We start from the raw sequence: 23,854 nt of genomic DNA on the forward strand, positions 1-23,854 counted from the left end.
ATCAGGCGTTCTCCACCGTCCCGGCAGGCTCGGGCAGAGGCTGCCCGGCGGGACGGGTGAGGATTCCGGCAAGCCGGTCGGTCATCTCCGGCAGCAGCCAGTAGTAGACCCACGTCCCCCGACGCTCGCAGTCGATCAGCCCCGCCTGCCGCAGCAGCTTCAGGTGATGGGAGATCGTCGGCTGCGACAGATCGAAGGCAGGGGTCAGGTCGCAGACGCATACCTCGCCCCCGTCCCGGGAGGCGATCATCGACAGCAGCCGCAGCCGGATCGGATCGCCCAGCGCTTTGAACACCTTCGCCAGCTCGATGGACTGTGCCTCATCCAGGGGAGCGGTCAGCAGCCCTGGGCAGCAGCCATCGACGCCGTCTTGGCCGAGCACCGCAAGCTCTTGTTTCGACATTCTTCTATGTTGACGTTCTTCGATTCAACATGCAAGCTTGCATCGAAAAACATCGATGCAAACCGATGGGAGCCCTCGTCATGTCCCGCGTGCAGCTCGCCCTGAATGTGCCCGACCTCGAAGCCTCGGTGACGTTCTACTCCAAGCTTTTTGGCGTCGAGCCCGCCAAGCGCCGGCCCGGATACGCCAACTTCGCGATCACCGAGCCGCCGCTGAAGCTCGTCCTGATCGAAGGCGAGGCAGGCCAGGAGACCCGGCTGGACCACCTCGGCGTCGAGGTCACCTCCACCGACCAGGTAACCGCCGCCACCGACCGCCTCAAGGACGCCGGACTCGCCACCTTCGAGGAGAACGACACCTCCTGCTGCTACGCCCTCCAGGACAAGGTCTGGGTCCACGGCCCCGGCAAGGAGCCCTGGGAGGTCTACGTCGTCAAGGGTGACGCCGACCAGATGGGCAAGAGCGCGGCACTCGACACCGCCGACGCGTGCTGTGCGCACGAGTCCCTGTGCGGGTGACGGGCCCGACCTGACCGTTGCGTCCAACGGATGCGTCCGGATGACGCTGTGGACCCCTGGTGGGCCACGAAGTCCTAAGCAGGCACTGAAGGGGATCGATCCCGCAGGTCAGGGCGGTCTTCGCCATTGCGGCTACAGCCCTCTTGAAAACCGTCGTGGCAGCGATGTCACCGAGGGTTCAAATCCCTCAGCCTCCGCGCAGGTCAGCGAACTAGCTGTTCAGAAGGGGTGCCCCTGGTTCGCGGGGCACCCCTTTCGCGGGTCGTGCTCCGGACGTCAGGAGATGGCGACGCTGGTGCCGAACTCGAAGAGGTTGGACTGGTTCGGACTGACCCGGCCGATCGCGAGCCCTTGGCAGTTCGGGAGGCCAAAGACCGTGGCGACCTGGTTGGTGTTGTTGGTCACGAACATGGGCCAGACGTTCGTCGTGTAGCAGCCGCTGGGGTTGGTGTGGATGGCCAGACCGACGGTCAGGGTGCCCTCGGCGGCCGCGGCCGATCCCGCCGGCGACAGGGCGAGGGACACCGCACCCATCACCGACGCCGCCGCCATAAGCCCGATACGACGCATCGTTGCCTCCTGCTCAGACACGATCCGGAGGAGACGCCGACCGCCCCTCCTCACCCCTTGCTAGCGGGTGTCGCTTGACGCGCACTCACGGCTCGGGTGAGCCGGGACCGTCTGTGGGCTGGTGCGGCGGGCCGTGGCCAGTGGTGCGGCACGATCAGCGTCGCGGGCGCGAGGCGTTCGTGACACCGTCTCTGGCCGCCGGACGGGCGCCGGACGGGCGCCGGACGGGTGCCGGACGGGTGCCGGACGGGCGCCGGGCCGGCGCCGGGGCGCCGGTAGTCCTCAAGTCGCCGGTTGAAGCTCGTTTTCGTCGGTCCTGCTGCTCTCGTGTGGCACGACGACGATCTGGTACGCGTCCTCGTAGACGATCCTCCCCGGATCCGACGACCGGATCATCCGGCACTCGATGCCATGGGCGGCAAGGATCTCCAGGTAGCCGTCCACCCGCTTGATCAGGTCCTGGGACGTGGATTTGAACCAGGCCGCCGCGCCGGGGTGGAGCTGGTGGTCGTAGACGTTCGGATCCACGGTCGAGGGGTCCGGATAGGCCGCGTTGTACCAGTCATTGTTGGCCCGTCGGAAGCGTTCCTGCTCAGGGCTCAGCTTTCCGCTTCGCGCCAGGCCGTTGACCAGGCCGAACACCCCGGAGAATGAGCCGCGCTCGTTCCGGACCGGGCTCTGGAAGCGTACGTAAGAGGCTTCGTCAACGAGTTCCCTTGCTTCGTCGATCTGCACGGTGCGGATGTTAGAGGCGGGGGACGGGGGACGGGGGCCGTCGTCCGTTCGGCGGGGCTGGTCGGTGGGCAGATCTGGCCGAAAAGCTGCGGGTGGGGTGTTGGTGCAGGTCAGGGCCGTGGGATCGGCTGTTTGGGGGGTCTGTGGTGGGCGGGAAGGCGGGAAGTGGGCTTTTAGTTGTAGCTAAAGGTGGGAAGCTTGGACTGAGGGCGTTCGAAGCCCGAGGTCGGCATCATGCGCTAGGAGGTTGATGAAGCGTGCCGTGGAAGAGCAAAGGCGCGAAGGCGGAGGCTGCCGACCAGGCGGGGGCGCGGTTGGCACGTCAGGCCACTGTGGAGGTCGCCGGGTTGCTGGGGAAGCGTGGCATGAGCCGCACCGACCTCGCCCGGCTCATGGACGTCAGCCCGGGACGAGTCAGCCAAATCCTCTCCGGCGACGAGAATCTGACGCTGCGCAGCCTCGCTGCCGTGGCCGATGCGCTGGAGCTGGACATCAAGATCAGCTTTGTGGAGCCCAAGGAGGACGGGGCTCGGCGGCCGCGTGGGCTGGGCGATGGGTCCGATGCCGCCTTTGTCTACGCGCCCTGAAGGCATCGGGGTGCGTGGGGTGCGCGGGGCGTGTGGTGTGCGCGGGGCGTGCCCCTGACGGGCGTCGTCGCGGTGTGCGGTGTGCGACGGCGCTGCGTCGGGGATGCGAGCCACGTCAGGGGTGCGAGGCGCCCGTCGTGGCGAGGGGGCGGACCGCCAGGGCCTCGTCCCGCAGCCGCATGAGCTCGCGGTCGCCGCTCCGCTTCCCGGTCCGGTAGCCGAACTCCAGCATGCGTACGCACGCGTCCATGGCCATCGCCAGGGTCTGACGGCGGTCCTCCGCCTCCTCCCGGGTCGGGGCGTGCAGCTCCGGCGGGAACTCCTGGACCTCGCGCTGGCGGCACTTCGCCTCGATGTCGGCCTCGACCTTGGCCGCGTCGTCCAGGAGCTGGTCCACCTCCTCGTACAAGGTGTTGATCGTCGTCCTGTCCTTCGTCGCAGGAGTGCAGCCGCGCAGGTGGAGGCGGGCCTCGAAGGCGAACAGGCGGAGCTGGGCCACGTTCTCGAAGTCCCTGACCAGGCGGTGGCAGTGGAGGTACATGTCGTGGACCAGCCGCCGCTCCAGTTCGCTCAGCAGCACCGCGATGCCCAGCGTGATCACGGCCACGAAGGGCGGCGTCGACTGCTGGTTCTGCTGCTGGCGGACGCGAGGCGCCAGGGCCCCGCCCGCGGCGGCAGCGGCCACGGCGGGTGGCACATCGGCCGCGTGCGGCAGTAGCAGGACGATGGTGAGCAGCGCCGCCGCGCAGGTGCAGGCGATGATTCCGCAGCACAGCGACGCGGACCTTACGGTCCCCAGCAGGCGTCCCTTGTCGGCGAAACGATGGACCAACGAGATCCAGGTGACCAGCGCGCAGACGCCTATGGGTAACGCCGCGTCCGCGAACCACCCCTGTGCGTAGAACTCGTGCAATGCTCCCCCCTGGTCGCGCCTCGGTGCCGGTGCGCCGGAGGCGGTCGGCCGGTCACCGGGCGCGGGTCACGGAGCAACCGGTCACGGAGGACGGTGCCGAAGCACCGGTCACGGGGCACCGGTCACGGGGCACCGATCACGGGGCACCGATCACAGGGAGAGCGGGAATCCCTTCACTGTCCGCCCCGGGGGGGCGGAAGCACCGGCGAGTGGGCGTGGTTCCTGCGCCGTTCGGTCCCCGCGCCGCCTGGTTCCTACGCGTTTCGGTCCCTGCGCCTTCCGGTTGCTGCGCTTTCCGGTTCCTGTACGGAGCGCCTCGTCGCGTGGTCACGATAGTGCTCATCGTTCCTGTAGCGCACGGCTCACCGTCCGTGTACCGCTGGATCGCGCCGCCTCCTGCGACCTGCGGTACGTCTGCCGCCGCCGCTCCGTCCATCCCGCCCAGGGGGCATACCGGGCATCAGGTCAGGTGTCAGGCGCACGCGTCCGGGGGCTGGAGGTGGCGGGCGGCGCTGCGGGCCGCGGAGGCGACGGTGGCGCGGGCCTCACGCGCGGGCAGGCCGGTGTCGAGCGCGGCCTCGATCAGGGCGGGGGCCAACTCCGGCCCCGCGCCCGTCTCGTAGGCGCGGCAGGCGGCCCAGAACAGCCGGTCGTTGCGCTGCCCCTCCCGTGAGGCGCGGACGAACCGTACGAGCCCCTCCAGGGCCGCCGGATGCGGCTCCGGGAACAGCGGGCCGGGGCGGTACGAGCGGGGCGGGGCCGGGCGCGGCGGCGCGAGCAGGCGCAACAGGGCGGTCGGTACGGGGGCCGGGGCCCACGCGGGGGAGCCGGGCGCGAGGCGATAGCCGCCGTGTGAGGCGTAGGAGCCGGGGCCGACCAGGTAGCCGCCCAGTCCACGGATGTCGATGCCGGGGGCCAGACGGCCGGCGGAGTTCGGGACGGCGAGGCCGGGTGGGCCGCACAGCCACAGATGGCGGCCGCCGCTCGGGGTGAGCACGGTGACCGTACGGGGGATGGCGAACGCGTGCTCGCGGGCCAGCCGGGCGAGGGCGGCCAGACCGTCCGTGCGCTCCTTACGGCTTGCATCGGGACTCTCGGCCGCCCCGGCCCGCTCGGCCGTCCCGGGCCTTTCGGTCGCCCCGGCCCGCTCGGCCGTTCCGGACTCCGCCTCGGACCTCTCGGCTCGCTCGGCCGTTCCGGACTCCGCCCCTGCCCTCTTGGTCGCCCCGGCCCGCTCGGCCCGCTCGGCCCGCTCGGTCTTCCCCGTCCCTCCGGCCCGAGCGTCCGTATCGCCCGCTCCCCCGGATCCCTGGGGCCCGCCGGGCGCTCCCGGACTACCGGGCCGCACGCCCCTGACATCGAGGTCGATGCCGATGAGGTGGTACGGCGCGCATCCGCAGGCGATGCCGTAGCCGGTGGCCCAGGGGGCGGCGGCGAACAGGGCGCGGATCGCGTCCGGCTCCGCCGATGCGTCATGGACTCCGTGGCCCAGCCGCCCGCATTCGCCATGGCACGGCAGCGGCGCGGGGTCGTGGTGGTGAGGGGAGCGCACGGCGGGCAGCTTCGCGCGGGTCAGCGGGATCACGCGGAAACCGTGGGCCGCGGCGGTCAGGGCGTGGGCAAGAGCATGGGCGAGTGCGGGATTCGCCATGGCACCCATCTTCGGACAAGTGTTCGGTAATGGGAAGAGGGGCTGGCAAGTCGCCGAGGATGGCCGAAATTATGCGGAACGGAGTCTCTCGTAAGGCCCGCCCCGTGGCCGGATGCCGCGTCGTGCCGGGCGTACCGGTGCGACGTGGGGAGTGGGGGTGCATGGGGTGTTTAAAACAGGTTCATCATGCTTGCGTGGTAATTCCAGCGGCCCGCGCGCATCGTCCGGGAATCGGTGGGCAACCCTGCTTCCGCGACCCTTTTGAGCCTCGGGGGGCGCGGGAGTCGGAAGTCGGATCGGAGGAATCGAGATGGCGGATACCCGGACGGGCCCCGGCCGCACCTACGCCGCGTCACCGTTCTCCGCGGTCGGAGTGGGGCGCGGTTCCTGGGAGCTGACCCGCTCGCACGGGGGCAGGTCGCCGCCATCGTGGGGGCCCGCGAGCGCCCGTAAGGGAAGCGCGGGATGCGCGGGAAGCGCAGGGAACGCAGGGAGCGCAGAAGCAGCGCGATGTCCGAACGATCTGAGTGAGCCGTGGTGATTCATTGAGCGAAACGGGACGGGTGAGGTCGTGCGGTCGCGCGGTGGCGTGTCAACGCCACCGCGCGATCGTGCATGAAGCCGTGCTTCAGTGTTCGTTCGTTCTTGACAGCGTCGATTTATCTGACGGATAGTCAGATTGCTTTCTACGGCAGACATGCGGCAGGGGAAGCGATGACGCGTGATGACCTGGACGTTGACCCGGAAGAGCTGTACGGACGGCTGAAGACGTACGAAGGGCGGACGGCCGCGAGCGGCGGCGCGGGCCGGGACCCCGTCAACGAGCCCATGATCAGGCACTGGTGCGAGGCGATGGGGGACACCAACCCCGCCTACCCGGCTGTCGCCCCGCCCACGATGCTCCAGGCGTGGACGATGGGCGGGCTGGCCGGGCACCCCGGCGGTTCGGCCCGCTCCGAGGCGTACGACGAGCTGCTGGCGCTGCTCGACGACGCGGGCTGCACCTCGGTGGTCGCCACCGACTGCGAGCAGGAGTACCTGCGGTCGCTGCGCCCCGGCGACCGGGTCACCTTCGACGCGGTCATCGAGTCGGTCTCGCCGCGCAAGACCACCAAGCTGGGCACCGGGTACTTCGTCACCACCCGGATGAACGTCCGCGCCGGGGAAGGAGAGCTGGTCGGCACCCACCGCTTCCGCATCCTCAAGTACGCACCCGCGCGGCCCGAGAAGCCGCCCAAGAACGCGGCGAAGCCGGAGCCGGAGCGGAAGCCGGAGCGAAAGCCGGAACCGAAGCGGAAGCCGGAGTCGACGGCCGACCGCCCCCGCCGCCCCCGCCCCGTCATCAACCGCGACAACGCCGGTTTCTGGGCGGGTGTCGCCCGGCAACAGCTGCTCATTCAGCGCTGCCTGGACTGCGCCACGCCGCGCTTCCCCTGGCTGCCGGGGTGCGGGGCGTGCGGCTCCCAGCGGTGGGAGGCGTTCGCGGCGTCCGGCGTCGGCACGGTGTTCAGCTATGTGGTCATGCACCACCCGCCCTTCCCCGCCTTCGACCCGCCCTACGCGGTCGCCCTGGTCGAGCTGGCGGAGGGGGTGCGGATGGTCAGCGACATCACCGGGGTGCCGTACGACAAGGTGCGCATCGGCATGCCCGTCGAGCTGGAGTTCCTGCGCGTGGACGAGGAGCTGGAGCTGCCGGTGTTCCGGGGTACGGAGGCATAACGGATGACGCGAGGAGGCGGTCGTATGACGGTGCGTACGGGCGATGAGCTGCCCCCGCTGCGCATCCCGATCACCCGGACCCTGATCGTCGCCGGCGCCCTCGCGTCCCGGGACTACCAGGATGTGCACCACGACGCCGAGGCGGCCAAGGAGAAGGGCTCCCCGGACATCTTCATGAACATCCTCACCACCAATGGGCTGGTCGGCCGCTACATCACCGATCACTTCGGGCCGCGGGCCCGGCTCCGTAAGGTCGCGATCCGGCTCGGAGCGCCCAACTACCCGGGCGATGAGATGGTGCTGACCGGCCAGGTCACCGCGGTCGCGGAGGGCACGGCGGAGGTCGCTGTCATCGGTAAGAACGGCATCGGCCACCATGTGACCGGCACGGTCACGGTTCAGCTCACCGGCGACGCCCCGAGGACCACCACCGCCTCCACCACAGCGCCCTCCACCACAGCGCCCCGCACCACGGCGCCCCCCACCACGGCGCCCCCCACCACCCCGGACACCCTCCGATGAGCGCCCGCAAGCCCGACACCCTGGGCGGCCGGGCCGCCATCGTCGGCATCGGCGCCACCGAGTTCTCCAAGGACTCGGGCCGCAGCGAGCTGAAGTTGGCCGTCGAGGCCGTCCAGGCGGCCCTGGACGACGCCGGGCTCACCCCGGCCGACGTGGACGGGCTGGTCACCTTCACCATGGACACCAGCCCCGAGATCACCGTGGCGCAGGCATGTGGCGTCGGTGATCTCACCTTCTTCTCGCGCGTCCACTACGGCGGCGGCGCGGCCTGCGCCACCGTGCAGCAGGCCGCGCTCGCCGTCGCGACCGGCGTCGCCGAGGTCGTCGTCTGCTACCGCGCGTTCAACGAGCGCTCCGGGCGCCGCTTCGGCTCCGGCGTCCAGCACCGCGAGCCGTCCGCCGAGGGCGCCGCGCTCGGCTGGTCGCTGCCGTTCGGGCTGTTGACCCCGGCTTCGTGGGTCGCCATGGCCGCCCAGCGCTATCTGTACGCCTATGGGCTGACACCCGAGGTTTTCGGCCATGTGGCCGTCACCGACCGCCGCCACGCGGCCATCAACCCGGCCGCGTACTTCCACGGCAAGCCGATCACCCTCGCCGAGCACGCCGCCTCCCGCTGGATCGTCGAGCCGCTGCGGCTGCTCGACTGCTGTCAGGAGACGGACGGCGGCCAGGCGATCGTGGTGACCAGCGTGGAGCGGGCGCGTGACCTGCCGCGTCCGCCCGGCGTGATCACGGCCGCGGCGCAGGGCGCGGGCCGCGGGCAGGAGCAGATGACGAGCTTCTACCGTGACGATCTGACCGGTCTCCCCGAGATGGGGGTGGTCGCCGGTCAGCTGTGGCGCGGCAGCGGGCTGACCCCGGCCGACATCGACGTGGCCATCCTCTACGACCACTTCACGCCGTTCGTGCTGATGCAGCTCGAGGAGTTCGGCTTCTGCGGGCCCGGCGAGGCGGCCGGATTCGTCGCCGAGGACGCGCTGCCGCTCAACACCCACGGCGGTCAGCTCGGTGAGGCGTATCTGCACGGGATGAACGGGATCGCCGAGGCCGTCCGCCAGATCCGCGGCAGCTCCGTCAACCAGGTGCCGGGGGCCGCCCGCGCCCTGGTCACCGCGGGCACCGGGGTACCGACATCCGGGCTTCTCCTCGGCGCAGACGGCTGACTCGCGCGCGTGTCGGCGGTAGCGGGCCGCCGAGGTCCACCTTCACTCGTCATATGACCCGAAGTAAGCAGAGCAGATGGCAGGTCATGGGCCGGGCCACCGGTCTGGCCGCGGCCCTGGCCACCGCGATCGCCGGCGCCACTCCCGCCGCCTCGGTGGAGATCCTGCCCGACCCCCGCCCGCTGGGCGCCAAGGTCTTCCAGGGCTGGGCGTTCGACACCTGCCATGCGCCGTCCCTCGCCACCCTGCGCGCGTGGAACAGCTCCCGCTACCGCGCCGTCGGCGTCTACTACGCGGGCCGCGGCCGGGCCTGCGCCAGCCAGCCCAATCTCACCGTCTCCTGGATGCGCGGCGTCAAGAGCATGAAGTGGCAGGTGCTGCCCATCTTTGTCGGATCCCAGTCGCCTTGTGTCCGCAACACCAACAAGAAGCACGTGCCCATCGGCAGCAAGCCGTTCTCCCAGGGGCAGGCGGAGGGCAAGGACGCGGTGTCGCGTGCCAAGGCGCTCTCCCTGAAGAAGCGCAGCGCGCTCTACCTCGACATGGAGGCGTACGACCTCAAGCGGACGAGCTGCGCCGCCAAGACGCTCTCCTTCATTCGCGGCTGGAACCGCGAGGTCCGCTCGCGCGGCTTCTTCCCCGGCTTCTACAGCAGCGCCGAGTCCGGGGTGCGCCATGTGGAGCAGGCCCGCCGGGCCGGGGTGCATGACCTGCCCTCCGTGATGTGGTTCGCGCGCTGGAACGGGAAGCCGTCGCTGTACGGGGAGTCGACGCTGGCCAAGAGCGCGTGGAACCCGCACCGCCGCATCCACCAGTACCGGGGCAACATCGATGTGACGCACGGCGGGCGGACGCTGCGCATCGACCGCAACAAGGTGGACGCACCGGTCGCGATCATCAAGTGAGCACCCGTGGGGCGCCCTCGGGAAGCGAGTGAGCACCCATGGGCGCCCTCGGGAGGGACGTAGGCCGTCCCCGGGAATGGCGTAGGCCGTCCCCGGGAATGGCGTAGGCCCCCCGGGAATGGCGTAGGCCCCCTGGGAATGGCGTAGGCCGCCCCCGGAAGAACCCTGACCGGCTGATCACCCCCTCCCCCCGCAGGAGGTGGTGCCAGCACCACCCGTACAACCTGAGACTGATTGGCCTTCGGCACTTATGGCCGATCCGCTCCGACCTGCTCGCTCCTAGCGTTGAGTCATGACCACGACCGTGTGCACAGGCGTCTCCGCCGCCGCGTTCCCGTCGTTCACCTCGTACGTACGGGCGCGGGGGCCCGTGCTGCTGCGCACCGCCCGCTCGCTGACCTCCAACGCGTGCGACGCCGAGGATCTGCTGCAGACCGCGCTGGCCAAGACGTACCTGGCGTGGGAGCGCATCGAGGACCACAACGCGCTGGACGGCTATGTGCGGCGCGCCCTGGTCAACACCCGGACCTCGCAGTGGCGCAAGCGCAAGATCGACGAATTCGTCTGTGAGGAGCTGCCCGAACCCGAGACCGTGCCCGCCCCGGACCCCGCCGAACGGCAGGTGCTCCGCGACTCGCTGTGGCGCGCCGTACTGCGACTGCCGGACCGCCAGCGGGCGATGGTCGTTCTCAGGTATTACGAGGACCTGAGCGAGGCGCAGACGGCGGAGGTGCTCGGGGTGTCCGTGGGCACCGTCAAGAGCGCGGTCTCGCGCGCCCTCGGCAAGCTCCGCGAGGACCCGGAACTCGGCCACGCGGGGTGATCGCCTGATCGACGCGATGGGGCGCACGGGGGCCGACCGGCGATACGGCGGGGGAAACCGCGAGGGAAACCGCTGGGGAAATCACGGGGGAAGCAGCAGGGGAAACCGCGGGGGAAACCGCGGGGGAAGCAGCAGGGGACCGACCGGGTCCGGGGGTAGTGACATACCAGGTGGTCGGCTGCAGAATCGGCGGAACCCCGACCCGCGCGTAACCGGAACCCTGGAGGCGCCCCGGTGCTCAGCACGATGCAGGACGTACCGCTGACCGTGACCCGCATCCTCGTGCACGGGAGCCTCGTGCACGGCCGCACGGCCCATGTGACCACCTGGACCGGCGAGGGCGAGCCCCAGCGGCGCAGCTTCCACGAGGTGGGGGTGCGGTCGACCCAGTTGGCGAACGCGCTGCGCGATGAGCTCGGGGTCGAGCCGGGGCAGGCCGTGGCCACCTTGATGTGGAACAACTGCGAGCATCTGGAGGCGTATCTCGCGGTGCCGTCCATGGGCGCCGTACTGCACACCCTCAACCTCCGGCTGCCCGCCGATCAGCTCGGCTGGATCGTGAACCACGCCGCCGACCGGGTGATCATCGTCAACGGCTCCGTACTGCCGCTGCTCGCCCTGCTCCTCCCCGCCCTGACCACCGTGAAGCACATCGTGGTGGCGGGCCCCGGCGACCGTTCCGCCCTGGACGGCTGCGCCGCCCGGGTCCATGAGTACGAGGAGCTGATCGAGGGGCGGCCGCAGCGCTACGCCTGGCCGGAGATCGACGAGCGCCAGGCCGCGGCCCTCTGCTACACCTCGGGGACGACCGGGCACCCCAAGGGCGTGGCCTACAGCCACCGCTCCATCTATCTGCACTCGATGCAGGTCAACACCGCCGAGTCGTTCGGGATGTCCGGGGGCGACGTCCTGCTGCCGGTGGTGCCCATGTTCCACGCCAACGCGTGGGGGACCCCGCACGCCGCCTTCATGGCGGGCGCCTCGATACTCATGCCCGACCGCTTCCTCCAGCCCGAGCCGCTCGCCGAGATGATCGAACGCGAGCGTCCCACCATCGCCGCCGCCGTGCCCACCGTCTGGCAGGGGCTGCTCGCCGAACTCGACGCGAGGCCGCGCGAGGTGAGCTGTCTGCGGAACGTCTTCATCGGCGGCGCGGCCTGCCCGCCTTCCCTGATGAAGGCGTACGAGGAGCGCCACGGCATCCACGTCGTCCACGCCTGGGGCATGACCGAGACCTCTCCGCTCGGCTCCGTGGCCCATCCGCCGGGCGGTCTCCCGGAGGAGGACGCCTGGCCGTACCGGCTGACGCAGGGCCGCTTCCCGGCGTCCGTCGAGTGCCGGTTGATCTCCGCGGACGGCGAACTCGTGCCGTGGGACGGGAAGACGCCGGGTGAGCTGGAGGTACGCGGTCCGTGGATCGCGGGCGCGTATTACGGAGGGGCGGACGGCGAGTCGTTCCGCCCCGAGGACAAGTTCACCGAGGACGGCTGGCTGAAGACCGGCGACGTCGGCACCATCAGCCCCGACTGCTATCTGACGCTGACGGACCGGGCCAAGGACGTCATCAAGTCGGGCGGCGAGTGGATCTCCTCGGTCGAGCTGGAGAACCAGCTGATGGGCCATCCCGAGGTCGCGGAGGCGGCGGTGGTGGCCGTGCCGGACGAGAAGTGGGGCGAGCGGCCGCTGGCCACGGTGGTCCTGACGGACGGCGCCACGATCGACTACGCGGGTCTGCGGGCCTTCCTCGCCGAACGGGTCGCGCGCTGGCAGCTGCCGGAGCACTGGGCGCTGATTCCGGCGGTGCCGAAGACGAGCGTGGGGAAGTTCGACAAGAAGGTCATCCGAAAGCAGTACGCGGACGGGGATCTGGATGTGACCACGCTGGGCTGAGGAACGCTGGGTTCCGGGAGCGCGTCGCTGGGCAACGCGGCGACCGTAAGGGAGCCCCGGTGGGCCCCTGTGGGCAACGCGGCCACCGTAAGGAGGCGAGTGTCTCCTTACGGTCGCCGCGGTCTCTTTGAGACGGCGAGTACCCCGTACGGGTCCCAGGTGTCAGTTCGTGCCGATCTTCGCCAGCAGGTCCACGATCCGCGACTGCACCTCCGCGCTCGTCGAGCGCTCCGCGAGGAACAGCACCGTCTCGCCCGAGGCCAGCCGGGACAGGTTCGCCGGGTCGATGTCCGCGGAGGTGTAGACGACCAGCGGGGTGCGGTTGAGCAGCCCGTTGCCGCGCAGCCAGTCGACGATCCCGGCCCGGCGGCGGCGTACCTGCATCAGGTCCATCACCACCAGGTTCGGCCGCATCTGGGCCGCGAGCGAGACCGCGTCGGCGTCCGTCGCCGCGCGGGCGACCTGCATCCCGCGCCGCTCGAGCGTCGCCGTCAGCGCCATCGCGATCGGCTCGTGCTCCTCGATCAGCAGCACGCGCGACGGATGCTGCTCGCTGTCGCGCGGCGCGAGCGCCTTGAGCAGGACGGCCGGGTCGGCGCCGTACGCCGCCTCGCGCGTCGCCTGGCCGAGCCCCGCGGTCACCAGCACCGGCACCTCGGCCGCGACCGCCGCCGTACGCAGCGACTGCAGCGCGGTCCGGGTGATCGGCCCGGTCAGCGGGTCGACGAACAGCGCCGCCGGGTACGCGGCGATCTGCGCGTCCACCTCCTCACGGGAATTCACGATCACCGGACGGTAGCCGCGGTCGCTCAGCGCCTGCTGGGTGGACATGTCCGGCGCGGGCCACACCAGGAGGCGGCGCGGGTTGTCCAGCGGCTCCGGCGGCAGTTCGTCGTCGGGCGGCGGGGTGCGGTCGTCGACGATCTCGACGGCGCCGTTGGGCCCGTCCAGCGGCTCCGGCCCCTCGGCGCCCTCGTCCGGCGCACCGATGGCGAACGCACGGCCGGAGCCCTGCGACGTGCCCACCGCACGCTGCGGCTGCGCCCCCGGCCCGGCCTGGGGGCGGGGCTGGGCGCCGGTCTGCGGACCGGTGTGCGGCTGCGGTCCGGTGTGCGGCTGCGGTTCGGCCGAGGTGCCCTGGTCCGTCATCTCGGGCCGGGCGGCCAGCTTGCGCCGTCTGCCGCCCCCGGTGCTGGTGCCTCCGGAGGGCGTCTGCGGCTGACCCTGCGGCGGGCGTCCCTGCGGCTGGCCTTGTGCGGGCTGGCCCTGGGGCTGCTCCCCCACCTGCTGGGCGAACGGCACCCCTTGGCCCAGGGTGCGCACGCTGAACGCGCGCCCCTGGGTGGTGTCGGCGTGCGGCGGGGCCTCGGCCGGCAGCGGCTGCGGACGGGGCTGCGCGGGCGCGTTCGGCCACTGCGCGGGGGGCTGCGCCGGCTGCTGGGCCGGTGGGCGCCCGCTGATCTCCGCCGGCTGCGGGCCGACCTGGGCCTGAGCCTGGGCCTGGGCCGCCTCCGGCTGCTCCTCGGCCAGCGGCCGCCGGGCGCGGCGCCGTCCGGTGGGCGGGACCTCCTGTGGCCGGCCGCCGTTTGCGCCCTGGCCCCAGTTGGGCTGCTGTTCCTCGGGGGTGCGGGCGGCGGGCAGCTCGGGCATGCCCGACGCGGCGGGCTGGGGCCCTTGAGCCTGCGGCTGCGGCTGGGGCCGACGCGGGTCCTGGCCCTGCTGTCCCTGAGCGGGGTCGGACGGCCAGCCACCGGGCCGCGCCGCGCCGTTGGGCGGTACGGGCTCGCCGCGTACGGCCAGGCCCCCGCCCTGCTGCGGCTGGGGTGCGCCGCTCCGCGCCTGCGCGGGGACGAGCCCGGCCGGGCCGAGCTCGGGCGGCAGCGCGCCGGGCTGCGCCCGGTCGGCGGCGGCCGGGGGCAGCGCGAAGGGCGAGCGGACGAGTCCGGGATCCCCCGCGGGCTGCGGCTGGGACTGCTGAGGTTGGGGTTGCGGCTGGCCAGGGGGCTGCGCCGGTGCCTGGTCGGGCGTGGGCGGCTCCGGCGCCTCGCCCAGCGCGCGGCGGGCGCGGCGCCGTCCGGTGGGCGGGACCTCCTGCGGTTGGCCGCCGCCGGTGTCCTGGCCCCAGTTGGGCTGCTGTTCCTCGGGGGTGCGGGCGGGGGGCAGCGCGGGCATGCCCGACGCGGCCGGCTGGGCGGGCTGCTGGGGCGTGTCGGAGGGGGCCGCGGGCAGGGCGAGGGCAGGCCGGCCGCCCGACCCCTGTGCGGGGGCGGGGGCACCGGCGGTCTGAGGGCCGCCCTGTTCTTGCGCCGGGGCGCCGCGTCGGGCGCGGCGGCCCTGGGGCTGCTGTTGTGCGGGGATGCCCTGGGGCGGCACAACGCCCATGGCGGCGGGGCCCGTCGGCTGCGGACCGGCCGCTTCCGGTGCGCCGCCGCGAGCGTGGCGATGGCTGCCGGTCGCGGCTCCCTCGGCGTTCTGGCCGGGGTTCGCGGCCGCGGCCGCGGCCTCGTCGGGGTGGGGGCGTGCCCTGCGCCGCCCGGTGGGCCGTGGCGGGTTCGCGGACTCGGCCGCGTTCTGCTGCTGGGCCGCGGCGTTCTCGCCGACGACCGCGGGCAGCGCGGCGGGCGCGGGCGCGCCCGGGGCGCCCTGCTGAGCGGCGGTGCGCGGGTCGGCCGTACGGGGGTCGGCCTTCTGCGGGTCGGCCTTACGGAGGTTGGGCGGGGGCGTACCACCCTGCGTGCCGCCGCCCTGCGTGCCGCCGCCCTGAGTTCCGTTGCCGTGTGTGCCGTTGCCCTGCGTGCCGCCGCCGCTGGTGTCGCCCGGCGTGTCGCCGGGGGCCGCCCCGTGCCGGGCGCGGCGTCCGGTCGGGGTCTGTCCGGAGGCGTTGCCGCCCGCCGTACCCGCACCGGCACCCTTGCCCGCACCAGTGCCCGTACCCGCGCCAGTGCCCGCACCGGTACCCGTACCCGCGCCAGTACCCGTGCCCGAGGTGCCCTGCCCCTGCGTACCGTCGCCCGCTCCGGCGGCGTCGACGTCCATGCGCTCCTGCTCGGCGGCGGCCGCCGCCGAGATCGGCACCTCCAGGACGTACGCGTGCCCGCCCATGCCCGGCATCTCGTGGGTCTGGAGCACGCCCCCGTGCAGGCGCACGATCCCGCGCACGATCGGCTCGTGCACCGGGTCGCCGCCCGCGTACGGCCCACGGACCTCGATCCGTACGACATCGCCGCGCTGCGCCGCCGCGACCACGATCGTCGAGTCGCTCGCCGTGGCACCCGAGGCGGCGTTGCCGGTGGAGTCGACCCCGGCCACGTCCGCGATCAGATGGGCGAGCGCCTGGGCCAGCCGATCCGCGTCCACCTCGGCGTCGATCGGCGGGGCGTGCACGGCGAACTGTGCGCGCCCCGGCCCGATCAGCTCGACCGCGCCCTCGACACTGGCCGATACGACCTCGTCCATCGAGACCGTACGGCGGGCCAGTTCCTCGCCGTTCGAGTCGAGCCGCTGATAGCTCAGGACGTTGTCGACGAGCGTGGTCATCCGGGTGTAGCCGGCGGCGAGGTGGTGCAGGATCTGGTTGGCCTCGGGCCACAGCTGCCCGGCCGGGTCGTCGGCGAGCACGCCGAGCTCACGGCGCAGCTGCAGCAGCGGTCCGCGCAGGGACTGGTCCAGCACGGCGAGCAGCTGGCTGTTCCGGGCGGTGACGGACTCCAGCTGCGCCGCGTACCGCGCACGCTCCTCGGTGAGCTGCGTGCGCAGCTCCTCCAGCTCCTTCGTGTGCTGGGCGGTGAGCCCCTCCAGCTCCTCGGCGTGCTGGGCGGTGAGGCTCTCCACCCTCTCCGTATGCCGGGTGGTGAGGCTCTCGACCTCCTCGGCGTGCTCGGCCGCCATGGCCTTCTCGGCGCGCCGGTCGGTGAAGGTCAGCACGGCGCCCACGAGTTGTTCGCCGTCGCGGACGGGCGCGGTGGTCAGATCGACCGGGACCTCGCTGCCGTCCTTCGCCCACAGCACCTGGCCGCGCACCCGGTGCTTGCGGCCGGAGCGCAGGGTGTCGGCGAGGGGCGATTCCTCGTACGGGAAGGGGGAACCGTCCGGGCGCGAGTGGTGTACAAGAGAGTGAAGCTCCTGACCGCCCATGTCGCTGGCCCGGTAGCCGAGGATCTGCGCGGCGGACGGGTTGACGAGGACCACCTTGCCCTCGGTGTCCACGCCGACCACGCCCTCCGCCGCCGCGCGCAGGATCATCTCGGTCTGGCGCTGCTGGCGGGCGAGTTCGGCCTCGGTGTCGAGCGTCCCGGTCAGGTCGCGCACGATGAGCATCAGCAGCTCATCGCCGGTGTAGCTGTACTGATCGGCGTACGGAGTCCGCCCGTCCTCCAGATTCGCGCTGGTCACCTCGACGGGGAACTGCGTCCCGTCGGTGCGCCGGGCCATCATCCGGGTCGGCTTGCTGCCGTCCCCCTGTGCCGGGCTGGGGCGCCGCATCGACCCGGGAATGCGATTGGGATCGAAGGAGGGGAGCAGATCGAGCAGACCACGGCCGACCAGGGCGGTGCCCGGAGTCTCGAAGGACTCCAGCGCGTGGTGGTTGGCGTTGACGATCGTGCCGTTGCAGTTGACCAGCAACAGCGCGTCCGGGAGGGCGTCGAGTATCGCCGCGAGGCGAGCAGCGCCTCGGGATGGCCTGCTGCTCACGACGACGCTTCCTCCCTGACTACCGCACCTTGCTGACAACCGCAGTCATTCTGCCGTCCCATCTGCGGAGTGTCTCTAGGGGAGTCTACGGGCACCGCCGCCGGACGCGACGGCGGATGAGAGGGAGGTCGCAGCGCGACGTACGCGTCTCGACGCACGCCAGGACAAACTTCACCGGGCTCTTCTCCTCTCACTCCGTGCCCAATCCCCAGGTCAGCTCCCAGGCGTGCGCAAAACCACGGAGAACCGATTCCATCGGGCGATTTCACACCCGTTGGTGCGGTTGAACCAGGCGTTGACGGGACGCCCCGCCCAGTGACCCGTCACCCGGGCCGTGGCCGGCCCGCCGTACTGCCCGGTGCACATCGCGTCCGGCGACACCGGCGCGAACGGATCCCGACCCCACACGGTCTGCGAGTCCAGCTGCGCACACGCGGCCCGCGCCCGGGGGTGCGTACCGCCGGTCGGGTGGCAGCTCAGCACGAACGTCGCGGCGTCGTCGGCCTCGCCCGTCTCACTCACGGTGATCACAAGCCGGTCGTTGCTCTCCCCGTCGAACGGCAGGGGCAGCGGCAGCGGCGTGGCCGCGGCGGGGGCGAGCGCGCCCACGGTGGCGGCGGTCGCCAGCGCGGCGGTGACGGCGAGGCGGTGCAGCAGGGGCATGAGGCACTCCTGGTGTGATCAGTCGGGGGCGCGCTGCCCCCGCCCCGTCTAACGCGCCGCCGCCGAGTGCGTTGCTCCGCCGTAAGGGGCTGTGCCCGCTGTGCTGTGCCCGCTGTGCTGTGCCCGCCGTGCTGTGCCCGCCGTGCTGTGCCCGCCGTAAGGACCGCGCCCGGCCGTAAGGAGTGCGCTCCGCCGTACGGGCCGCACTTCCCCCACCCCCTATTAGGGCTTTGCGGTGGGCCCTGCCCGCCGAGTACCGTAGTCCGCGATTGGTGACATCCCACTGGGCTGTGACATCATCTGCACACACCGCCTCGCGCTCGCGCGAGCGAACCGGTGTGCTGGAGGCTTCGCCTAGTCTGGTCTATGGCGCCGCACTGCTAATGCGGTTTGGGCCCTAAAGCCCATCGAGGGTTCAAATCCCTCAGCCTCCGCTCTCCGACAGGGGGCCCGCGCCTACGGCGCGGGCCCCCTGAGTCGTTTCCGGACCCGCCCCGAATGATCACGCAACCGCATCACCGGCGGGTGCGACGCAAGGTGATTATTCGGTTGCTTTCCGTATCGACCCCCCGCGCTCCTCAGGCAACGCGCGGCGCGAGGCCGAGCTTCCAGAAGCCTCGCGACGCCGGCTCCGCGAGCCCCCGAAAATGGAGTTTTCGCAGGTCAGTGGGGGTGAGGGAAACGGATTTCGCCTGACGGCGCAGGTCATGTAATGTTGTCCCCGCAACGCCGACCGGCAAGAAAAACCGCCGGGAAGCCAAGCGCTCGTAGCTTAACGGATAGAGCACTTGACTACGGATCAAGAGGTTGCAGGTTCGAATCCTGCCGAGCGCGCAGCAGCTCAGAGGCCCCTTCCAGGGATGGAAGGGGCCTCTTGTGTTGGCCGTTGACGGCGGTCGTTGACGGCAACCGCCGCGCGCCTCGATCAGACGGCGACCAGAGCACCACCCGCGCCGTCGTCATCGTCCGGGCCGTCGCCGTCACGCAGGGCATCGCCGACGCGGTCGAAGGCGGAGCGCTGCGAGTCCAGCCGGACGAAGGTGTAGATGTCCATCGTCACGCGGATCGAGCTGTGCCCGAGGACTTCCATGATCATCCGGGCGTCGGCTCCCTGCTCGTGGAGCAGGGACGCGCAGGTATGCCGGAGGTCGTGGAAGCGGACGCGTCGGACGCCTGCCTTGTCGCACAGGAGGGTGAAGGCCCGGTTCAGGTTGCGCGGCTCGATAGGCGTGCCGTTCTTCGTGGTGAAGACAAGATCGCTGCCGTTGTCCTTCCACTTTTTCCCCGCCGCAAGCCGGTCTCCCCGTTGTTGGGCTCGGCGAGCGCCGTCACGCATTCGGCAGGCAGCGCCACCCGCCGGGCCGAGCGCTGAGTCTTCGGGGCCGCGATCAGCAGTTCGCCGCCAACTCGCTGGAGTGTCTGGCGGATGGTGACCGTGCCGTCCGTCAGGTCCACGTCCTTCCACCGGAGGCCGAGGACCTCACCGCGCCACAGGCCGATCCGTACGGCCAGCTCGTATGCCGCCCACAGCCGATTGCCACGTGCCGCCGCCAGGAGCCGACGCCCCTCCTCCACGGTCAGCGGTTCTATCTCCCGCCTCGTGCCCATGCTCAGCTCGACGTTCTTGGCCACGTTGCGTGGCAACTCGTCCTCACGCACGGCGTGCGCCAGTGCGGCCCGCAGCAGCACCAGCAGGAACCGCACCGTTCGATCGGACGGGTACGACTTGCAGCACTTTCCCAGCGCACAGCAGCGGCGTTTCCGCTCCGGCCGAGCCTTGTCCTTCCCCTGAGCGCAGCACTGGCACGTCCGCGCCGTCGCGGCGAGGAAAGCCCGGATGTCCCGTGCGGTGAGCCGCGCCAGCTTCTTCCTCCCCAGGCCCGGAGCGAGGTAGATCCGCACGAGCGTTTCGTAGGCCGCGAGGGCGGGGCTGCTGGTCCCTCCACGACTGCGGCCCCCGCCCAGCCTTGAGGGGCTACGCGTCAGGCGCCGCCGTTCGGCCTCGCGCAGTCGTCGCGGAAGAGCCCACGTTCGCCATGGACGCACGGAAGAAGCTCGTGGTGATCATCCGGAATCCCGTGTGGCCTGTCTGGTTCGCGTGACGCAGACACCACACCTCCGGCTGCGTGGCCTCTTCAGTCGCCCCGGATGAGTCGTCACACGTCGTGCATTCGGTCTCCAAGATCGGCGGACTCCCGGTGACGTCTGCGCTCAGGGTCCACAGGGTCCAATCGCCCTGCCGTATTACGGAGTCTCCGGAGGTCGTCACGACTGCCCCTCTCTACGCTCTCCATCGGACAATGAGGCCCGTTCGTCGGCAGGAAGTGCGAGGACGGCCCAGACCGCCTTGCCCACCGCTGGCCGTGGGGTGACGCCCCACTGATCGGCGAGCGTTTCCACCAGGACCAGCCCTCGGCCGCGTACTGATTCGGGGGTTGGAGCCCTCAGTTTGGGCAACTGGTCGGCCGCGTCGTGAACCTCGATCCGCACCTTGTCGCCCTGGTGCAGATAGCGCGTCTCGATCTGGCGTCCCGGCACCCGCGCATGTCGCACGGCGTTCGTTATCAGTTCAGACAGCACCAACAGCGCGACCTCTTCGACCGCGATCAGCCCCCAACCAGCCAGAGCCTTACGCAAGTCGGCTCGGGCCAGGGCGACACAACGGGGGTGGCGGGTCCAACGCCTCACCACCACGCGTCCATCCGGGCCTGTCAGCTCTGGCTTCATGGCCACAAGCGTGCAGGTGAGACGCCCTCATCGGGACAGCCAACGGGGTACTCCAGGAGGCGAAATGGGGTACCCCAATCCATGGCGCGATCTACGCTGGACTGGACGCACGTCCCTATACCTCGTGAGCGGCCCATGAGTGAACGTGAAGCCAGGCGCAGCGGATACCCCCTCACCATCCCGGACCGCTTGCTCCACAGCGAGGACATGAAACGGGCATGCAGGCGACGGGACTTCGGGGAGATCTTCCGTCTCGTCAACAGACGAGCCCCAGCGAGCTACGCGGCGATCGCCGCCGCCGTCACCAAGATGACCAGCGCGCGTGTCGGAGACGTCATCCGAGGTGATCGGGGCATTCGCAGCGTCGCCGTCATGGAACGCATCGCTGATGGTATGGGCATTCCCGGCCACATGCTCGACCTGCCCGAACGGCCCTGGGAGGGTACCCCGTCACCGGCCGTCGCTGCCCAGAACCAGGCTTACGCTCGCAGTAGCCCAGAGGGCCCGAACGAACCCCCGTCCGTATCCACAACGGGGGCGATTCCTGGTCTGCCGATTGTGCACGTGGACCCCTCGAATTCGGCGGACGCGGATGCGCTACCCGAAATCGTTCTGGTTTCGGTGTACGTCGATGGAAGAGAGCAGATCGTGCCGATAAATCGCCGAGCCCTTCTGGGGCACGCAATTGGTGTCGCCCTGCAAGGAAGCGGCCCCCTCCGTGCCGTCAACGCTTCCGCCGAGATCGTCAGTCCCCAGCCCACCAGACCACACCGGCTCCCCGCCGGACGCGGCGAAGCAGCCATCGAGCACTTCCGCGACATGTGGCACACCCTGGTCAGGGCCGATAACCTCTTCGGCCCACGTCACGCCCTCGCGGGAGTCCATCAGCAGCTCGACATGTTGCAAGGTCTTCTGGAGGACAGCCGGGGCAAGCACCGCCAGGAGCTGCTGAAGCTCTCGGCCCAGTACGCCGAGTCGGCCGCATGGCTCCACGAGGACTCTATGGACGTGTCCAGCGCGGAGACATGGACGAGCCGGGCCATGGAGTGGGCCATGGAGGCCGGAGACGAAGGCATGCTCTCGTGGACCCTGTTCCGTCGCAGCCAGCTTGCGGCGGGGAAGAAGAACGCAGGCCAGGCCATCGGACTCGCCCAGGCCGTGCAGCGCCACGAACGAGCGCTCTCCCGGCCGATGAAGGCTGCCGCCATTCAGCAGGAGGCGCAGGGGCTTGCGCTCGACGGGGACGAGATCGCCTGTCACCGGAAGCTCGACGAGGCCCACGAGTTCGCCGCCATCGCTGAATCCTCCGGTGACGCCCGATCCGGGCACGGGGATTTCTGCACGCCCAGCTACATCGAAATCCAGCGCGCGAATTGCTGGCTCAACCTCTCCCGGCCGGACCGGGCGGTCTCCACATTCCAGACCGCACTGGCCGAACTGCCGGACGTGTACCAGCGCGACAGGGGATTCGCCCAGGCGCGACTCGCCATGGCCTACGTGGGAATCCAGGAGTACGAGCAGGCCGCCGCCGAGGCCGCAGCCGTTCTCGACACGGCCCGCGGTTCCGGTTCCGGCCGCACTCTGCAAGAGGCCGTCACGGCGGTCAACGCCCTCGCGGCGGCGAGTAATGTTCCCGCTGTGCGGGATCTACTCGACGCAGTCAAGGAGAATGCGGGGTTCTGATGGCCACGCCGAACGAACTGACGGCCATGCGGCGAGCTATCGCCATCTCTGCCCAGGGCCTCGGAACGACGAGCCCCAACCCGCCCGTCGGGTGCGTGATCCTCGACCGCGATGGCGTGCCGGTCGGCGAGGGGTACCACCTCCGCAAAGGAGACCACCACGCCGAGGTAAACGCGCTCACCGCAGCTGGGGAGCGAGCCGAGGGCGGAACGGCCGTCGTGACGCTGGAGCCCTGCAACCACCACGGCCGGACCCCACCTTGTCGACAGGCCCTGATCGACGCGAAGGTCTCCCGCGTCCTGATAGCCGTCATGGACCCCACCTCGCGCGGGGAGGGCGGCGCGGCGGTGCTGGAACAGGCCGGCATCGAGGTGGAGCGCGGCGTCCTGGAGCAGGAAGCGCTGCTCGTCCTCGGCCCGTGGCTGCACTCCCTGCGCACGGGAAGGCCGCACATCACCTGGGCGTACACCGTGGGCGCCGACGAGGACGATGGCGACCAGGTCGTGAGCGAGTTGCGCCGCACGCACGATCTGGTGATTCGACGGAATGGGGCAATCGAGGAAGGCGCGCCAGGCGGCCACGGTGAAGACGCCTTTCGTGTGCCAGCTGAGCCGATTAGGGAGGAGCCAGCGAAGGCAGTGCACGACCTAACCGAGTCCGGCGCACGCTCGGTGCTTATCGAGGGGAGCGAAAACGAAGCGGCTCGTTTGCTCGCCGACCTGGTGGACCGCGTAATCATTGATGTGCCCAGCACCCCACCGTCCTCAGTGCCAACGTCGGCAAGCGGGTTGCTTCCAGAAGGATTTCGGCTGGAGAACGCTGGGGCTTTCGGTCTGCGGACGCGTCTAGTGGCCAGGCGAGTAGGCAGCAGAGATCATTAGTTGCTGCCTGGGTCAACTTCTAAGAGCTGTGATCTCCTAGCTGCAGGGACAGAGGTGGCACAAGCACCATCGGGATGCCGTCGAAACTATCGGACGCCCAAGCTGACGAGCTTGCCGATTCTCCCCGCCGAATGCCCTACTCCCCGACAGCTCCGTCGATCGCTTCACGCAGCAGGTCAGCATGGCCGTTGTGACGCGCATACTCTTCGATCATGTGCGTAAGAACATAGCGCAGCGAGATGATCTCGCCACGGAACTCCACAGTGTCGTCGAGAGACTCGAAGCCGTCCGTAACTGCGCGAGATCCCTGGCACGCTTCCTGCCAGATCGTGAACGCCTCGTCCACATCGGCATCGTCTACGAGGAATTCGCCGTAGACGCCGTCGACATCGGGCCACCGGGGCGTGATCTGTTCCCCTTTAAGTACTCTACGGAACCAGATGGTCTCGACCACAGCCGCATGCCGGACGAGGCCGAGGAGCGTCAGGTCCGAGGTCGGAACCGCACTCCTCTTCAGCAACTCATCGGTCAAACCTCGGCACTTCATGGCTAACGTGGCGCGCTGATATTCGAGGAACGAAGTCAAAGACATACGCTCGTCGGCCACCTTGGATGGATGTATGCGTAGGTCATCACTCACCCAGAGATCATCGCAAAGACCGGTCCGTCAGGACACCGTCAGCCAGAAGCAGTACGTCAGCCCTTCAACGCTTGAGCGCCCAGCACCGACGTGGCGGAACCCATACGGGACAGCTATCAAGCGGACCGGAAGGTGCGAGCTTGAGTCTTTGACGGCAACGCTGACGGCA

At 70.5% G+C, this 23,854-nt stretch carries 22 protein-coding genes, 2 tRNA genes and 1 pseudogene; 12 read left to right on the forward strand and 13 right to left on the reverse strand.

Features of this window, described 5'->3' with window-relative positions:
- Nucleotide 1 precedes the first annotated feature (1 nt).
- Nucleotides 2-403 carry an ArsR/SmtB family transcription factor gene (locus NP777_RS20585; RefSeq protein ID WP_256651631.1) on the reverse strand — a complete coding sequence of 134 codons (402 nt, stop codon included), beginning with the start codon at nt 401-403 and terminating at the stop codon, nt 2-4.
- Between the two features lie 80 nt (nt 404-483).
- Here NP777_RS20585 and NP777_RS20590 point away from each other — a divergent pair, with 80 nt between their 5' ends.
- Entirely contained in the window at nt 484-921 is a 438-nt protein-coding gene (locus NP777_RS20590; protein ID WP_256651632.1) for an ArsI/CadI family heavy metal resistance metalloenzyme, read from the forward strand.
- A 276-nt stretch (nt 922-1,197) separates the two neighbouring features.
- Here NP777_RS20590 and NP777_RS20595 read toward each other — a convergent pair whose 3' ends face one another.
- Nucleotides 1,198-1,491: a hypothetical protein gene (locus NP777_RS20595; RefSeq protein WP_256651633.1), complete on the reverse strand. Its 294-nt coding sequence runs from the start codon at nt 1,489-1,491 to the stop codon at nt 1,198-1,200.
- 282 nt (nt 1,492-1,773) lie between these two features.
- On the reverse strand, nt 1,774-2,226 hold the full coding sequence (locus NP777_RS20600) for a hypothetical protein (RefSeq protein ID WP_256651634.1): 453 nt from the start codon (nt 2,224-2,226) through the stop codon (nt 1,774-1,776).
- Between the two features lie 257 nt (nt 2,227-2,483).
- On the opposite strand from NP777_RS20600, the gene NP777_RS20605 reads away from it, so the two are divergent.
- A complete protein-coding gene (locus tag NP777_RS20605; RefSeq protein ID WP_256651635.1) occupies nt 2,484-2,813 on the forward strand; it encodes a helix-turn-helix domain-containing protein in 330 nt (109 codons plus the stop codon).
- 115 nt (nt 2,814-2,928) lie between these two features.
- Here the strand turns inward: NP777_RS20605 and NP777_RS20610 are convergent, their stop codons facing one another.
- Together NP777_RS20610 and NP777_RS20615 are read right to left on the reverse strand one after the other, a co-directional pair.
- The gene (locus NP777_RS20610; protein ID WP_256651636.1) at nt 2,929-3,726 is read right to left on the reverse strand and encodes a hypothetical protein; all 798 of its coding nucleotides are present in this window, start codon (nt 3,724-3,726) and stop codon (nt 2,929-2,931) included.
- A gap of 472 nt (nt 3,727-4,198) precedes the next feature.
- The gene (locus NP777_RS20615) at nt 4,199-5,377 is read right to left on the reverse strand and encodes a bifunctional DNA primase/polymerase (RefSeq protein ID WP_256651637.1); all 1,179 of its coding nucleotides are present in this window, start codon (nt 5,375-5,377) and stop codon (nt 4,199-4,201) included.
- A gap of 714 nt (nt 5,378-6,091) precedes the next feature.
- Here NP777_RS20615 and NP777_RS20620 point away from each other — a divergent pair.
- The 6 genes from NP777_RS20620 (at nt 6,092) to NP777_RS20645 (ending at nt 12,399) form a co-directional block, all read left to right on the forward strand.
- Entirely contained in the window at nt 6,092-7,096 is a 1,005-nt protein-coding gene (locus tag NP777_RS20620) for a bifunctional MaoC family dehydratase N-terminal/OB-fold nucleic acid binding domain-containing protein (RefSeq protein WP_256651638.1), read from the forward strand.
- Nucleotides 7,097-7,120: 24 nt separating this feature from the next.
- Nucleotides 7,121-7,618, forward strand: coding sequence for a MaoC family dehydratase (locus NP777_RS20625; RefSeq protein ID WP_256651639.1), 498 nt, complete (start codon nt 7,121-7,123; stop codon nt 7,616-7,618).
- Nucleotides 7,615-8,781: a lipid-transfer protein gene (locus NP777_RS20630; RefSeq protein ID WP_256651640.1), complete on the forward strand. Its 1,167-nt coding sequence runs from the start codon at nt 7,615-7,617 to the stop codon at nt 8,779-8,781. Before NP777_RS20625 ends, NP777_RS20630 begins: the two co-directional genes overlap by 4 nt.
- A gap of 53 nt (nt 8,782-8,834) precedes the next feature.
- Entirely contained in the window at nt 8,835-9,686 is an 852-nt protein-coding gene (locus tag NP777_RS20635) for a DUF1906 domain-containing protein (RefSeq protein ID WP_256651641.1), read from the forward strand.
- 292 nt (nt 9,687-9,978) lie between these two features.
- Nucleotides 9,979-10,509: a SigE family RNA polymerase sigma factor gene (locus NP777_RS20640; RefSeq protein ID WP_256651642.1), complete on the forward strand. Its 531-nt coding sequence runs from the start codon at nt 9,979-9,981 to the stop codon at nt 10,507-10,509.
- A 234-nt stretch (nt 10,510-10,743) separates the two neighbouring features.
- Nucleotides 10,744-12,399 carry a long-chain fatty acid--CoA ligase gene (locus NP777_RS20645; protein WP_256651643.1) on the forward strand — a complete coding sequence of 552 codons (1,656 nt, stop codon included), beginning with the start codon at nt 10,744-10,746 and terminating at the stop codon, nt 12,397-12,399.
- A gap of 162 nt (nt 12,400-12,561) precedes the next feature.
- Here NP777_RS20645 and NP777_RS20650 read toward each other — a convergent pair whose 3' ends face one another.
- Both NP777_RS20650 and NP777_RS20655 read right to left on the reverse strand, forming a co-directional pair.
- Nucleotides 12,562-17,091 (reverse strand): hybrid sensor histidine kinase/response regulator, encoded by a 4,530-nt coding sequence (locus NP777_RS20650; RefSeq protein ID WP_256651644.1) that lies wholly within the window; start codon nt 17,089-17,091, stop codon nt 12,562-12,564.
- A 213-nt stretch (nt 17,092-17,304) separates the two neighbouring features.
- Nucleotides 17,305-17,754 (reverse strand): SSI family serine proteinase inhibitor, encoded by a 450-nt coding sequence (locus tag NP777_RS20655; RefSeq protein ID WP_256651645.1) that lies wholly within the window; start codon nt 17,752-17,754, stop codon nt 17,305-17,307.
- A gap of 343 nt (nt 17,755-18,097) precedes the next feature.
- On the opposite strand from NP777_RS20655, the gene NP777_RS20660 reads away from it, so the two are divergent.
- Together NP777_RS20660 and NP777_RS20665 are read left to right on the forward strand one after the other, a co-directional pair.
- A tRNA-Ser gene (locus NP777_RS20660) sits at nt 18,098-18,188 on the forward strand.
- Between the two features lie 327 nt (nt 18,189-18,515).
- Nucleotides 18,516-18,588, forward strand: a tRNA-Arg gene (locus tag NP777_RS20665).
- A gap of 91 nt (nt 18,589-18,679) precedes the next feature.
- Here NP777_RS20665 and NP777_RS20670 read toward each other — a convergent pair.
- The 5 genes and pseudogenes from NP777_RS20670 to NP777_RS20685 all read right to left on the reverse strand — a co-directional run bounded on the left by NP777_RS20670 (nt 18,680) and on the right by NP777_RS20685 (nt 20,481).
- Nucleotides 18,680-18,850 (reverse strand): hypothetical protein, encoded by a 171-nt coding sequence (locus NP777_RS20670; RefSeq protein WP_256651685.1) that lies wholly within the window; start codon nt 18,848-18,850, stop codon nt 18,680-18,682.
- A 3-nt stretch (nt 18,851-18,853) separates the two neighbouring features.
- A pseudogene (locus tag NP777_RS48105) lies at nt 18,854-18,979 on the reverse strand (tyrosine-type recombinase/integrase); the annotation flags it as partial.
- A complete protein-coding gene (locus tag NP777_RS48110) occupies nt 18,961-19,458 on the reverse strand; it encodes a tyrosine-type recombinase/integrase (protein WP_256651686.1) in 498 nt (165 codons plus the stop codon). The pseudogene NP777_RS48105 and the gene NP777_RS48110, both read right to left, overlap by 19 nt.
- A 271-nt stretch (nt 19,459-19,729) precedes the next feature.
- Nucleotides 19,730-20,023 (reverse strand): DUF7848 domain-containing protein, encoded by a 294-nt coding sequence (locus NP777_RS48815; protein WP_449343548.1) that lies wholly within the window; start codon nt 20,021-20,023, stop codon nt 19,730-19,732.
- Nucleotides 20,020-20,481, reverse strand: a complete 462-nt coding sequence (locus tag NP777_RS20685; protein ID WP_256651646.1) for an ATP-binding protein — start codon at nt 20,479-20,481, stop codon at nt 20,020-20,022. Before NP777_RS20685 ends, NP777_RS48815 begins: the two co-directional genes overlap by 4 nt.
- Nucleotides 20,482-20,616: 135 nt before the next feature.
- On the opposite strand from NP777_RS20685, the gene NP777_RS20690 reads away from it, so the two are divergent.
- Together NP777_RS20690 and ribD are read left to right on the forward strand one after the other, a co-directional pair.
- Nucleotides 20,617-22,164, forward strand: a complete 1,548-nt coding sequence (locus NP777_RS20690; protein WP_256651647.1) for a hypothetical protein — start codon at nt 20,617-20,619, stop codon at nt 22,162-22,164.
- Complete coding sequence (gene ribD / locus NP777_RS20695; RefSeq protein WP_256651648.1) at nt 22,164-23,045, forward strand: bifunctional diaminohydroxyphosphoribosylaminopyrimidine deaminase/5-amino-6-(5-phosphoribosylamino)uracil reductase RibD; 882 nt, start codon at nt 22,164-22,166, stop codon at nt 23,043-23,045. The genes NP777_RS20690 and ribD overlap by 1 nt, the downstream gene beginning before the upstream one ends.
- Nucleotides 23,046-23,181: 136 nt before the next feature.
- Here ribD and NP777_RS20700 read toward each other — a convergent pair whose 3' ends face one another.
- Complete coding sequence (locus tag NP777_RS20700; RefSeq protein WP_308405179.1) at nt 23,182-23,652, reverse strand: DinB family protein; 471 nt, start codon at nt 23,650-23,652, stop codon at nt 23,182-23,184.
- Nucleotides 23,653-23,854 lie beyond the last annotated feature (202 nt).

The sequence above is a fragment of the Streptomyces rugosispiralis genome, assembly GCF_024505145.1.
GTDB classification, from domain to species: Bacteria; Actinomycetota; Actinomycetes; order Streptomycetales; family Streptomycetaceae; genus Streptomyces; species Streptomyces rugosispiralis.